This window comes from Nocardia wallacei, from assembly GCF_029868745.1.
In the GTDB taxonomy this organism is placed as follows: Bacteria; Actinomycetota; Actinomycetes; order Mycobacteriales; family Mycobacteriaceae; genus Nocardia; species Nocardia wallacei_B.
Genome location: NZ_JARWOP010000344.1, coordinates 1 through 12947, shown reverse-complemented (window position 1 = coordinate 12947; position 12947 = coordinate 1). Strand labels below are relative to the sequence as shown.

The window sequence follows — 12947 nt, the reverse complement described above, 5'->3', positions numbered from 1 at the left end:
TTTGTCTCCGTCTTGCTTTTTCTTCTCTTATCTTATCTCATAAATTTACCCCTTCTCTCCTCCCAACAAAAAAAACCACCCCCCCCCCCCCCCGCCCCCCTGCCGGGCGGGCGCCCCCCCCCCCGTTCGTTCGACGTGCCGGTCAGGCTCGCACGGCCTCCGCCGCCCGCACCTGTCCGCGCGCCATGTTCTGCGCCTGCTCCGACGCGTTCGGGTCGGCGAGTACCGCCCGCGCGGCGTCGATATCCACATCGTCCGCGAATTCCGCCGATTCGGCGAGAATCCGCACGCTCGAGGCCGTCACCGAGAAGAACCCGCCGTGCACGGCGGCGACGATGCGCTCGCCCTCGGTGCTGTCGATGATCACGGTGCCGCCCTCGACCAGCTGGCCGAGCAGCGGCTCGTGGCCGTGCAGAATACCGATCTGACCCTCGGTGGTCTCGGCGACGACGAAACTCGCCTGCCCCGACCACAGCCGCCTCTCGATGGCGACCAGATCAACTGACATATCTGCCATGGTGGACTACTTCCCGGCGATCTTCTTCGCGGCCGCCTCGACGTCGTCCAGGCCACCGCAGGAGTTGAACGCCTGCTCCGGCAGGTGGTCGAATTCGCCCTTGCAGACCCGGTCGAAGTCGTCGATGGTCTGCTCCAGCGGCACGACCGAACCCGGCTGACCGGTGAACTTCTCGGCCACGATGAAGTTCTGGCCGAGGAACTTCTCCAGGCGACGGGCGCGGCCGACGAGAACCTTGTCCTCTTCGGACAGTTCGTCCATGCCCAGAATCGCGATGATGTCCTGAAGTTCCTTGTACTTCTGCAGGATTCGCTTCACCTCGTTGGCCACTGCGAAGTGCCGGTCGCCGACGATCGAAGCCTCGAGAATACGAGAGGTCGAGGTCAGCGGGTCGACGGCCGGGTAGATGCCCTTCTGCGAAATCGGGCGCGACAGCTCGGTGGTCGCGTCCAGGTGGGCGAAGGTGGTGGCCGGCGCCGGGTCGGTGTAGTCGTCGGCGGGCACGTAGATCGCCTGCATCGAGGTGATCGAGCGGCCGCGGGTCGAGGTGATCCGCTCCTGCAGCTGGCCCATCTCGTCGGCCAGGGTCGGCTGGTAACCGACGGCCGAGGGCATGCGGCCCAGCAGGGTCGACACCTCGGAACCGGCCTGGGTGAAACGGAAGATGTTGTCGATGAACAGCAGCACGTCCTGGCCCTGCACATCGCGGAAGTACTCCGCCATGGTCAGCGCGGACAGGGCCACCCGCATACGGGTCCCCGGCGGCTCGTCCATCTGGCCGAAGACGAGCGCGGTGTCCTGCAGGACGCCCATCTCCTCCATTTCCAGGTGCAGGTCGGTGCCCTCACGGGTGCGCTCACCGACGCCCGCGAACACCGAGGTACCGGAGAATTCGCGCGCGATACGGGTGATCATCTCCTGGATCAGCACGGTCTTGCCGACACCGGCGCCACCGAACAGGCCGATCTTGCCACCCTTCACGTACGGGGTGAGCAGGTCGAGGACCTTGACGCCGGTCTCCAGGATCTCGGTCTTGCCCTCGAGCTGGTCGAACGGCGGCGGCGTGCGGTGGATGCCCCACTGCTCGCCGTCGCGGCCGGTGCCCGGCGCGTCCAGGCAGTCACCCAGGGCGTTGAACACGTGACCCTTGACGACATCGCCGACGGGTACCGAGATCGGCTTGCCGGTGTCCTGCACGGCCGCGCCACGGGTCAGGCCGTCGGTCGGCTGCATCGAGATGGTGCGAACGATGTTGTCGCCCAGGTGCTGTGCCACCTCGAGGGTCAGGGTCTTGGCCACCGAGGGCAGCGAGATCTCGGCGTGCAGGGCGTTGTACAGCTCGGGGATGGCGCCACGCGGGAACTCGACGTCCACGACGGGGCCGATGACCCGGGCGACGCGGCCTGTACCAGCGCCGGCCCGGCTCTTGTTTTCTGCAGAAACTGCTGCGGTCATTTGTCTACTTCCTGGGTGGGCTCGGGCTCAGTCGCCAGTGGCTGCCAGCGCGTTCGCGCCGCCGACGATTTCACTGATTTCCTGCGTGATGTTGGCCTGCCGGATCGAGTTCGCCTGGCGGGTCAGGGTATTCACCAGATCCGTGGCGTTGTCGGTGGCGGCCTTCATTGCGGTGCGGCGCGCGGCCGACTCCGAGGCGGCGGCCTCGAGCAATGACGAGTAGATCCGGGTGTTCACGTACTTCGGCAGCAGCGCGCCGAGCAGCGTGTCCGCGTCCGGCTCGAACTCGTACTGCGCGGTGACGTTCGCGCCGGGGCTGTCCGACACGAAATCCTCACCCAGCTCGTAGTTCTCGTCGACGAAGCTCACCTGGATCGGCGCCAGCCGGCGCACCTCCGGAACCTGCGACAGCATCGACACGAAGCGCGTGTAGACGATGTGAATCTCGTCGACGCCCGCGATGGTGCCCGTGCCGTCCACCGTCGGCACCTCGCCCTCGCCGCCGGCCATGAAGGCCTCGACCAGGTGATTGCACGCGGCCGAGGCGTCGGTGTAGTGCGGCTGCTGCGAGAACCCGACCCACGACCCGTGCGGGCGGCGGTTGCGGAAGGTGTAGTACGTCAGGCCCTTGGAACCCATCACGTACAGCACCGGCTCTTTGCCCTCGGAGCGCAGCGTCGTGAACAGTTCCTCGGCGCGCTTGAGCACGTTCGAGTTGTAGCCGCCGCACTGGCCGCTGTCGCTGGTGATGACCAGCACCGCGGCCCGGCTCGGGTTGGGCCGCTCGGTCAGCAGCGGATGCGCGAGATTGGTCGAGGCGGCGGCCAACTCGCCGAGCACCTTGGTGATCTCCTCGGCGAACGGCTTCGCGGCGGCGACACGAGCCTGCGCCTTCGTGATGCGCGAAGTGGCGATCAGCTCCTGGGCCTTGGTGATCTTCTTGATCGAATTGACACTACGAATGCGGGAGCGCAGTTCGCGGGTGCTGGCCATGAGTCACACTCCCTTCATTCCGTAGTCGATTGCGGCGCTCACGAATCGCCTACTTCTCGACGTGTTTGCGGGTGACCGACAGCGACTCGACCTCTTCGTGACCCAGCTCGCCGGCGGCGGCCTCGTTCACGACGCGGCTGCCGTCGGAGGCCAGGAAGCCCTGCTTGAACTTCTCGGTAGCGGCTTTGAACTGATCGGCCGCCTCGCCCTCGATCCGCTTACCGCCCTCGATCGACTTGAACGCGTCGGCGGCGCTGCGGTGCAGGTCCTCCAGCAGCTCGACGTTGAAGCGGCGGACGTCGCCCACCGGCACCGAGTCGTAGTAGCCGCCGTCGACCAGGAAGATCGACACGATCTGGTCCTCGACCGAGACCGGGGAGTACTGGTCCTGCTTGAGCAGCTCCACCCAGCGGGCACCGCGCTCCAGCTGCGCCAGCGAGGCGGCATCCAGGTCGGAGGCGAAGGCGGAGAACGCCTCCAGCTCGCGGTACTGGGCCAGCTCGAGGCGCAGCGAACCGGCGACCGTCTTCATGCCCTTGGTCTGCGCGGCGCCACCGACACGGGAGACGGAGGTACCGACGTTGATCGCCGGGCGCACACCCTTGTTGAACAGGTCGGACTCGAGGAAGACCTGGCCGTCGGTGATGGAGATGACGTTGGTCGGGATGAACGCCGAGACATCACCGGCCTTGGTCTCGATGATCGGCAGGCCGGTCATCGAGCCGGCGCCCATCTCGTCGGACAGCTTCGCGCAACGCTCCAGCAGGCGCGAGTGCAGGTAGAACACGTCGCCGGGGTACGCCTCGCGGCCCGGCGGGCGGCGCAGCAGCAGCGAGATGGCGCGGTAGGCCTCGGCCTGCTTGGACAGGTCGTCGAACACGATCAGGACGTGCTTGCCCTGGTACATCCAGTGCTGGCCGATGGCCGAGCCGGTGTAGGGGGCCAGCCACTTGAAGCCCGCGGAGTCCGACGCCGGAGCGGCGACGATGGTGGTGTAGTCCATCGCGCCGTGCGCCTCGAGGGCGGTCTTGACGCCGGCAATGGTCGAACCCTTCTGACCGATGGCGACGTAGATGCAGCGCATCTGCTTGCTGGGGTCGCCCGACTCCCAGTTCGCCTTCTGGTTCAGGATGGCGTCGATGCAGACCGCGGTCTTGCCGGTCTTGCGGTCGCCGATGATCAGCTGACGCTGACCGCGGCCGATCGCGGTCAGCGCGTCGATGGCGGTGATGCCGGTGGCCATCGGCTCACCGACGGGCTGACGCTCCAGCACGGACGCGGCCTGCAGTTCCAGCACGCGGCGTTCGTCGGTCTCGATGTCGCCCAGGCCATCGATCGGCTGGCCGAGCGGGTTGACCACGCGGCCGAGGAAGTTGTCGCCGACCGGCACCGAGAGCACGTCACCGGTGCGGCGGACCTGCTGGCCCTCCTCGAGGGTGTCGAACTCACCCAGGATGACCGCGCCGATCGCGTTGTCCTCGAGGTTCAGCGCGACGCCCAGCACGCCGCCCGGGAATTCGAGCAGCTCGTTGGCCATCGCCGACGGCAGGCCACTGATGTGGGCGATACCGTCGCTGGTGTCGGTGACGACACCGATTTCCTCGATGGAGGTCTCGGGGGTGTAGCTCTGGGTGTAGCTCTCGATCGCGCTACGGATCTCATCGGGGGAGATCGTCAGCTCCGCCATGTTCTTCCTGCTCTCGCTGTCTGGTCTGGTATGTCGGGGGTTGCGGTGCTCGGGTGACTCACCCGAGGGACTGGCGCAAGCGCTGCAGTCGGCCGACGGCGCTACCGTCGATCACGTCGTCGCCGATCCGCACGACGACACCGGCCAGCAGGGCCGGGTCGACCTGGACGTGCACCGTGACCGGCTTGTCGTAGATGCGCTGCAGCGAGGCCGCCAGGTGCTCCCGCTGCTGCGGTGTCAGGGCGGTGGCGGCCCGCACGTGCGCGACGATCTGCTTGCGCAGCGACGCCGCCAGGTCGGACAACTCGTCGAAGACGACGCCGACATCACCGTGCGCGCGACCGACCGCCTGCTCTGCCAGCTGCAGGGTGATGTCCTCGACCTTGCCGGTGAGCAGCCGCTGGAGCAGGCTCCGCTTGTCCGCCGCGGTCTTACCGCGATCGGCCAGCGCCTGTTCCAGATTCGGGTTGTCCTCGACGATGCGGCCGAGCCGGAACAGCTCGTCCTCCACCGCGTCGATGCGCCCGCGATCGGCCGCTGCCCGCAGCAGCGCCTCCCGCCCGAGCAGCACCAGGGTGTCGACCAGATCCCGGGTGCGGGACCAGTCCTGAGCGACGGCCGTGGTCAGCACGGCCGTGGTGGCGGCGCTGATCTTCCCGCCGAAAACGCGCTCGGCCAGTTCGGCGCGCGCCGAACTCGACACCGACTTATCCGCGAGCGCCACACGCAGCGAACGCTGGTCGTCGAGTACTGCGACAACGGCGAACAGTTCGGAGCCCGTCGTGGCGGCGACGGAGTCGCTCCCGGTGAGAGCGGCCGAAAGAGCTTCCCGCGCACGGGAACTCGCCTCGCGGCTCGCTGCGTACATGCTTCCCACTTTCACTGTGTTGGGACCCTGCCCGGGCGGGGCCGCCGGCTCGGCCGCCGACCCGCTCGCGCATGGTTACCTTCCGACCCCGATGCCGGCCTTCTCGTCCAGTTCGGTGAGGAACCGGTCGATCGACGCCGCCTGCTTGGCCTCGTCCGACACCGACTGCCCGATGATCTTCTCGGCCAGGTCGACGGCGGTGCTGCCCAGCTCCGACCGCAGCTCGGTCACGATCTGCTGGCGCTGTGCCTCCAGCTGCGCGTGCCCCGACGCCACGATGCGATCCGCCTCGGCCTGCGCCTCGGACCGCAGTTGCGCGAGGATCTGCTGACCCTGTTTGCGCGCCTCTTCACGAATGCGCGCGGCCTCGAGCCGGGCCTCCGCCAGCTGCTGCTGGTACTGCTCCAGCGTTGCCTGCGCCTCGGCCTGCGCGGCCTCGGCCCGGGCGATGCCGCCCTCGATCTTGTTCGACCGTTCGTCGAGCACCTTCGACAGTCGCGGGATCACGTACTTGTAGAAGACGAACGCGATGACGGCCACGACGACGAGCGACCATACGATGTCGTACACCTCGGGGAGCAGCGGATTTCTGTCCTCCGGTGCTTCCTCGGCGAGCAAATGGATCCCGTTCATGGCAATCAGAAGATGAAGCCGGCGACGAGACCGATCAGCGCCAGCGCCTCGGTGAACGCGATGCCCAGGAACATGTTGGTCCGGATGGTGCCCTGCAGCTCGGGCTGGCGGGCGATGCCCTCGATCGCCTTACCGACGACGATGCCCACGCCGATACCCGGACCGATGGCGGCCAGACCGTAACCGATAGCGCCGTAGCCCTTGACCCTCTCGGAGGTCTGAGCGAGTTCGGCGGCCACGTAGGAGAGGCTCATGAGATTTTCTTTCCCTTTCTGTTGCCCACCCGCCCGGCGACGGAGTGGGTTCAGTCTTTGTGCGGTTGTGCGGTCAGTGCGAATCCGCGTGCTGAGCCAGACCGATGTACACGGCGGTCAGCAGGGCGAACACGTAAGCCTGCAGGAAGATCACCAGCATCTCGAACAAGGTGAAAGCGAATCCACCGAGCAGCGAGAACGGCGACAGACCCTTCATCCACGCGGCGCCGTCGAACAGGAAGAACTGGGTCGCCGAGAAGAACAACACCAGCATGACGTGTCCGGCCAGCATGTTCGCCATGAGTCGGACGGTCAGCGTGAACGGGCGCAGGATGAAGGTCGAGATGAACTCGATCGGAATCAGCAGCACGTGCATCGCGGGCGGAACATCCGGCACCACGATGCTCGAGCGCATGTACTTCCAGAAGCCGTACTTCTTGATGCCGATGGCGTTGAACGCGATATACGCGATGATGGCCAGCACCAACGGCATACCGATCCGCGCGTTCGACGAGATGTTCAAGAACGGGATGATGCTGGAGAAGTTCAGGAACAGCACCGTGAAGAAGATCGTCGCGATCAGCGGGAAATACTTCCTGCCGGTTTCCTTACCGAGCACTTCGTCGCAGATCTGCTCCTTGACGAACAGCAGGCCGTACTCCGCGATGTTCTGCAGACCGCGCGGCACGATCTTGGGGCTGCGGAATGCGAGCAACATCACCGCAATCAGAACGGCCGCCATCACGATGCGGATCAGCATCAAACGGTCGAGCTCGAAAGGCGTCCCCTCGAACAGCACAGCTGGAGGGAAGAAATCTGACAGCGAAGGCGCGTGGAACTCGCCCGCCAAAGTGGTGACGCTCAGCGTTCTCTCCCGTGTTCGGGCCGCGGGCCGTGTTTCCACCCGCGGTTCGATCGGACATTGACGATCTTGTGGTCGACTCAGGTCGGCTCGAGTTCGTCAGCAGCTGCGCGGGGTCACCCGCCGTGGCGTCTGTACGTCGGCGACATCGTCGACGGTGCAGAGCCGAACCCCCTCAGGTCCGGCACGGCTGTAAGCATAACCGCCAGGTTTGCGATCTTGTGATCGCCCCTGGGATAGCTGCTTACGGTAAAGAGTTTACCAAGCTATCTACGACAACGTGTAGGGGGTGCGCTCAAACATTTGAACGATCTTGGTCGGCGCGCTCGTCGGGCGTCTCGACCACCGGAACTCGTTGGCGCAGAAGACCGTACGTCTCCGCGCCCAAAACGATCAGCAGAGCGCCCACCACGGTGAGGAACAGGGTGCCGGGACTGTAGAACTCGAACTGCTTCAGCACGGCCACCACGATCATCACGACCAGCAGCTTGCCGACCCAACTGGCCAGCATCACCATGCCCTGCACGCCGGAGTCCAATTTCGCGCTGAACAGCACCAACGCCGCCGTCGTGAGAATGAAGAAGCCGCCGATGGCCGAGCCGATCAGCGCGCCCCACAGGCCGGGCAGCCCGGCGAAAATCGAACCGAGGACGGCCGAGAGCACCACCAGCGCGATCAGACCGGCGATGCCGTAGCGCAGCGCCGCCCGCAGCGGGGCGTCGGGATGGTACTCGGATGCCGTGCTCACGCGGGCCACTCTACCTATTCGGTGTGCGCGCCCCGCCCGCGCGGTATCCAGCGCCGCAATCCGAGCGCCTCACGCAGCGACGGCACCGCCGTCACCACCAATGCGAATACCAGCCCGGCGGCGAACAGCAGCACCACGAGACGGCGATCCATCAAAGACGTACCGACCGCCCCGAATGCCAGCACACCGACCCACAGATAGATGGTCAGCACCACCCGCCGCTGCGAATGTCCGATCTGCAACAGCCGGTGATGCAGATGCATTTTGTCCGGAGTGGAGAAACTCACGCCCGCGCGCACCCGGCGCACGATAGCCAGCACCAGGTCCAATACGGGAATGAACATCACCGCGCCCACCAGCAACAGCGGGGAAAGGAGACCGACGAAGTCGCGGGGTCCGTATCCGGTGAGCGGAATTCGACCGGAGGCGCCCGTGGAGATGGCGGCCAGCATGAGGCCGATGAGCATGGAACCGGAGTCGCCCATGAATATGCGAGCCGGCTGGAAATTGTGCGGGAGGAATCCCAGGCAGGCGCCGGCGAGTGCGGCGGCCAGCAGCGCGGGCGGATAGGTACTGACGTCACCGCCCTGCGCGTAGAGCAGTCCCATCGAGAACACGAACACCGCGCCCGCGCAGATCAGGCCCAGTCCGGCGGCCAGGCCGTCCATGCCGTCGACGAAATTCATCGCGTTGATCATGGTGACGGTGACGACGACCGTCACCAGTCCGCCCTGCAACGCATCGAGCACGACCGTGGTCTGGTTGAACGGGTTGTAGACGACGACCCAGCTCAACCCGATGACGGCCATGACACCGGCCGCCGTGATCTGGCCGACGAATTTGGTGAGGGCGTCCAGGCCCCAGCGATCGTCGACGATGCCCACCAGCACGATCAGCGTGCTGGCGACGAGCACCGCGGGGATATCCGGCGCGAAATCGAAGCCCCGGCGCAGCGCGGGCAGCTGGTGCGCGAACAGCACGGCGGCGACCACGCCGATGTACATGCCGACGCCGCCCATGCGCGGCGTCGGCTTCACGTGCACGTCGCGTTCCCGGGGCACCGCCACCGCACCGAAGGCGATCGCCAGCACCCGAATGCCGCCGGTGGACAGCAAGGTCACCACCGCCGACACGAGCAGCACCAGCAGCAGCTCGCGCAGCGGAACCACCGCGCTCTGACTGAATCCCATCTACCAGGCCATCACCGTGCGGCTTCGGATGTCAGCCGGTCCGGCGACACGCCCAGCACCTCGGCCACCTGCGCCGTGGTCACGGCGCCCTCGCGCAGGATCCGCGGAGTGTCGGCGGTGAGGTCGACGATGGTGGACGGGCGGCCGTGCTCGGCCTTCCCGCCGTCGAGGTACACGCCGACCAGTTCGCCCAGCTGATCGCGGGCCTCGTCGGCGGTCGTGGCGGGCGGCTGCCCGGAGACGTTGGCGCTCGACACCGCCAGCGGCCCCACCTCGCGCAGCAGTTCCAGCGCGATCGGATGCAGCGGCATGCGCAGCATGACCGTCCCGCGCGCATCACCGAGATCCCACGCCAGCGAGGGCGCCTGCTGCACCACCAGACTCAGCCCGCCGGGCCAGAACGCCCGGATCAGATCCCGCGCCTGCGACTGCACCGAGAACACCAGTCCATCGATGGTGTTCCAGGACCCGACCAGCACCGGCACCGGCATGTCCCGCCCGCGTCGCTTGGCGGCGAGCAGCGCGGCGACGGCCGCCGAATCGAACGCGTCGGCGGCAAGGCCGTACACCGTATCGGTGGGGATCACGGCAAGCCGTCCGGATTTCAGGGTCGTCCGCGCGGCGGTCAGCCCGGCGGCCCGAGAGTCGGGATCGGAGCAGTCGTAGACGGTACTCACGGCGCTGAGTCTATTGAATGTGTCTCACCGCACGCCTTCCGGCAGGGTGCCGAGCCCCGCGTACCGCGATGGCCAGCACCGATGCGACGCTCCCACCGAGCGGGTGGGCGCGCCGAGACGCTCACGACCATGGGCGGCAATGCTTCCGAACGAGCGCGGGGTCGGATTTGCGCCAGCGGGCGGCGAAGGCGGGTTCGATAGTGGTTGACATGACCACTTCACGGGTGAGGCCCGATGTAGACGTGCTCGAGGGGATGTATCGGGCGGAGGCGGAGTATCTGGCGGCGGGTGGGCCGGGGCGGGCGTCGTTTGCGACGCTGGCGCCGTTCTTCGCGCCGGATGTCGTGCTGTATCAGGCCGAGGGGCTGCCCTACGGGGGAATCTGGCGCGGGCATGACGGGATGGAGCAATTCTTTCGCGCGATGAGCGGGGTGTGGGAGCGGTTCGAGATGGTCGAGCAGACCTATCTCGGTGAGGTGTCGCCGCTGGTCGTCCGGACCTGGGTCAGTGCCCGAGCGCGGGCGACGGGCCGGGATCTGCAGTTTCCGATCCTGCAGACCATTACCGTCGCCGACGGCCGCATTGCCGAGGTTCGGCCGTTCTACTGGGACACCGCCGCCATCGCCGACGCCTGCCGTATCCGCCTCGGGCATACCTGAGGCAAATCGGCGATCAGTCGGCGCGGATGCGGAGGGCGGCCACGAAGCGGGGTCGGCCGGCGAGGTCTGGGTGCTCGGCGACCGCCGTGAAACCGCCGTGCGCAGTGAAACGGGCGGCGGTCTGGGAGCCGTTGGTGTCGTCGTGCTCGACCGCCGCCACGCCGTCGCCGCGGAGCAGGCGGGCGATGGTGCCGACCATGGGGCGGATGACATCCAGGCCGTCGGCGCCACCGAACAGGGCCAGATGCGGATCGTGGTCGCGCACTTCGGGATCCAGCCGCGCCGAGGTGGGGATGTAGGGCGGGTTGGCGACCACCACGTCGACGCGGCCGTCGAGGTCCGCCAGGATCGATGGGTCGGTGACATCGCCGGCGTGCAGGGTGATCGGGGTGTCACCGGCGGCGGCGCAGCGGTCGGCATTGCGCCGGGCCCAGTTCAGCGCGGCCGGATCGAGTTCCACCGCGTGCACCTCGGCGTCGGGACGCGCGTGCGCGATCGCCAGTGCCAGCGCCCCCGACCCCGTGCACAGGTCCACGACGATCGGCGGATGCTCGTGCCCGGCTGCCTCCAATTGCGCCAGCGCCCAAGCGAAAAGCAGCTCGGTCTCCGGTCGCGGCACGAACACCCCCGGCCCCACGACCAAGTCGATCTCCCCCATCGCCGCCGTGCCGGTGAGGTGCTGGAGCGGCACCCGCTCCGCGCGCCGCGCCACCAGCTTCTGGAATTCCCCCAGCTGTTCGGGCGTCACCATCGGAATCAGCGCCAGCCGTGGGCGTTCCACGCCGAGGACGTGGGCGGCCAGCGACTCGGCGTCGACGCGCGGACTGTGCACCCCCGCGGCCTGGAGCGTCTGCTCGGCCGCCAGGACCGCTGGGCGTAAGGGAACTCGGGTCACATCGTCCAGCGTGCCCGACGCGGCCGGGTCACCGGACACGAATACCCACGAAGCCGACCGTTCGGTGCCGTGAGTTATTCGACAGCAAGCCGGGCCGCACGGTCCGCCTCACCCAGGGCGTCGAGGAGCGCGTCCAAGTCGCCGTCGAGCACCGAATCCAGATTGTGGGCCTTGAACCCGATGCGATGATCGGTAATCCGGTTCTCCGGGAAGTTATAGGTGCGAATGCGTTCGGACCGGTCCACCGTGCGGATCTGGCTGGCCCGCCCGGCCGCCGCCTCCGCGTCCGCCTGCTCCTCGGCCAGCGCCTGCAACCGCGCCGCCAGCACCTGCATGGCGCGAATCTTGTTCTGCAGCTGCGACCGTTCGTTCTGACAGGTGACCACGATCCCGGTGGGCAGATGCGTGATCCGCACCGCCGAGTCGGTGGTGTTGACGCCCTGGCCGCCCTTGCCGGACGACCGGTAGACGTCCACGCGCAGATCCGACTCGTCGATCTGCACCTGCTCGACCTCGTCCGGCTCCGGATAGATCAGCACGCCCGCGGCCGAGGTGTGGATGCGGCCCTGCGATTCGGTGACCGGCACCCGCTGCACGCGGTGCACACCACCCTCGAACTTCAGCCGTGACCACACACCGTCCCGGCTGGGCTCGCGGCTCTTGATCGAGAACGTCGCTTCCTTGTAGCCGCCCAGGTCGGAGATGTTGGCATCGAGCACCTCCACCTTCCAGCCGTGCCGCTCGGCATAGCGGATGTACATGCGGGCCAGGTCGGCGGCGAACAGCGCGGATTCCTCGCCGCCCTCCCCCGACTTCACCTCGAGCACCACATCGTCGGCGTCGTGCGGGTCGCGCGGCGCGAGCAGATCGGTCAGCGTCTGCTCCAGCTCGGTTACCTGCTGCTCCAGACCCGGGACCTCCGCGGCGAACGAGGCGTCGTCGGCGGCCAGTTCCCGAGCAGCGGCCAGATCGTCGCGCGCGGCCTGCAGCTTGGTGTAGGTGGACATGATCGGAGCGAGTTCGGCGAACCGCTTGCCGACGCGACGGGCCTCGCCCGGATTGTTGTGCAGCGCCGGATCCGACAACTGCATCTCCAGGCCGGAGTGCTCGGCCAGAATGTCGTCGATCGCGGACGGGGCCGTGATATCGGCCATCGCGTGCTCCTGTAATTTTGGCGCCGCCTTCGGCGTCGCGGTTCGCGGCCCCTGAGGCTCGATTCTTCCCTCCTCCGCTCCTCCGCTTCGCTCCCCCGCTCCGTCGGTCCAGAATCGAGCCGGGCCGCGAACAGGAGGAATACCAAGTTGAGGGCGTGAATGGGGGCCTTCTTCTCCCGAAACGCGGCGCCCCCCCCCCCGCCGGGGCGGGGGCGGCCCCCCCCCCCCCCCCGCGGCGGCGCGGTTACCTGGCCGCCATGGAGCGCCACGGCCTGGAGCCGATGGTGCTGTCGAGCGAGCACACCGACGCGGCCGGTGTGGCGGCCGTACGCAAGCTGCTGAATCTGTTCTCCCC

Annotated in this window: 14 protein-coding genes; 1 reads left to right on the top strand and 13 read right to left on the bottom strand. The window is 67.4% G+C overall.

The genetic code is table 11. The annotated features are described in order from the left end of the window. Window positions 1-142 precede the first annotated feature (142 nt). The 11 genes from QH470_RS31870 to QH470_RS31820 all read right to left on the bottom strand — a co-directional run bounded on the left by QH470_RS31870 (window position 143) and on the right by QH470_RS31820 (window position 9884). Window positions 143-517, bottom strand: coding sequence for a F0F1 ATP synthase subunit epsilon (locus QH470_RS31870; RefSeq protein ID WP_280276084.1), 375 nt, complete (start codon window positions 515-517; stop codon window positions 143-145). A 6-nt stretch (window positions 518-523) separates the two neighbouring features. Beyond that, complete coding sequence (gene atpD, locus QH470_RS31865; protein ID WP_280276083.1) at window positions 524-1972, bottom strand: F0F1 ATP synthase subunit beta; 1449 nt, start codon at window positions 1970-1972, stop codon at window positions 524-526. 27 nt (window positions 1973-1999) lie between these two features. After that, window positions 2000-2965 (bottom strand): F0F1 ATP synthase subunit gamma, encoded by a 966-nt coding sequence (locus QH470_RS31860; protein ID WP_280276082.1) that lies wholly within the window; start codon window positions 2963-2965, stop codon window positions 2000-2002. A 49-nt stretch (window positions 2966-3014) separates the two neighbouring features. Beyond that, window positions 3015-4652, bottom strand: a complete 1638-nt coding sequence (atpA, locus tag QH470_RS31855) for a F0F1 ATP synthase subunit alpha (RefSeq protein WP_280276081.1) — start codon at window positions 4650-4652, stop codon at window positions 3015-3017. 58 nt (window positions 4653-4710) lie between these two features. Further along, a complete protein-coding gene (locus QH470_RS31850; RefSeq protein WP_280276080.1) occupies window positions 4711-5520 on the bottom strand; it encodes a F0F1 ATP synthase subunit delta in 810 nt (269 codons plus the stop codon). Window positions 5521-5595: 75 nt separating this feature from the next. After that, entirely contained in the window at window positions 5596-6153 is a 558-nt protein-coding gene (locus QH470_RS31845) for a F0F1 ATP synthase subunit B (RefSeq protein WP_280276079.1), read from the bottom strand. Window positions 6154-6158: 5 nt separating this feature from the next. Further along, window positions 6159-6407 carry an ATP synthase F0 subunit C gene (locus tag QH470_RS31840; RefSeq protein WP_040746450.1) on the bottom strand — a complete coding sequence of 83 codons (249 nt, stop codon included), beginning with the start codon at window positions 6405-6407 and terminating at the stop codon, window positions 6159-6161. Between the two features lie 73 nt (window positions 6408-6480). Further along, entirely contained in the window at window positions 6481-7257 is a 777-nt protein-coding gene (gene atpB / locus QH470_RS31835; protein WP_483243956.1) for a F0F1 ATP synthase subunit A, read from the bottom strand. A gap of 307 nt (window positions 7258-7564) precedes the next feature. Then, a complete protein-coding gene (locus tag QH470_RS31830; protein WP_280276078.1) occupies window positions 7565-8017 on the bottom strand; it encodes a Cg1360 family ATP-synthase-associated protein in 453 nt (150 codons plus the stop codon). Window positions 8018-8031: 14 nt separating this feature from the next. Further along, a complete protein-coding gene (locus QH470_RS31825) occupies window positions 8032-9207 on the bottom strand; it encodes an MraY family glycosyltransferase (protein ID WP_280276077.1) in 1176 nt (391 codons plus the stop codon). An 11-nt stretch (window positions 9208-9218) separates the two neighbouring features. Continuing rightward, window positions 9219-9884 (bottom strand): L-threonylcarbamoyladenylate synthase, encoded by a 666-nt coding sequence (locus QH470_RS31820; RefSeq protein ID WP_280276076.1) that lies wholly within the window; start codon window positions 9882-9884, stop codon window positions 9219-9221. 209 nt (window positions 9885-10093) lie between these two features. On the opposite strand from QH470_RS31820, the gene QH470_RS31815 reads away from it, so the two are divergent. Then, window positions 10094-10543, top strand: a complete 450-nt coding sequence (locus QH470_RS31815; protein WP_280276075.1) for a nuclear transport factor 2 family protein — start codon at window positions 10094-10096, stop codon at window positions 10541-10543. Window positions 10544-10556: 13 nt separating this feature from the next. Here the strand turns inward: QH470_RS31815 and prmC are convergent, their stop codons facing one another. Beyond that, a complete protein-coding gene (gene prmC, locus QH470_RS31810; protein WP_280276085.1) occupies window positions 10557-11438 on the bottom strand; it encodes a peptide chain release factor N(5)-glutamine methyltransferase in 882 nt (293 codons plus the stop codon). A gap of 74 nt (window positions 11439-11512) precedes the next feature. Further along, on the bottom strand, window positions 11513-12592 hold the full coding sequence (gene prfA, locus QH470_RS31805) for a peptide chain release factor 1 (protein WP_280276074.1): 1080 nt from the start codon (window positions 12590-12592) through the stop codon (window positions 11513-11515). Between the last annotated feature and the right edge of the window lie 355 nt (window positions 12593-12947).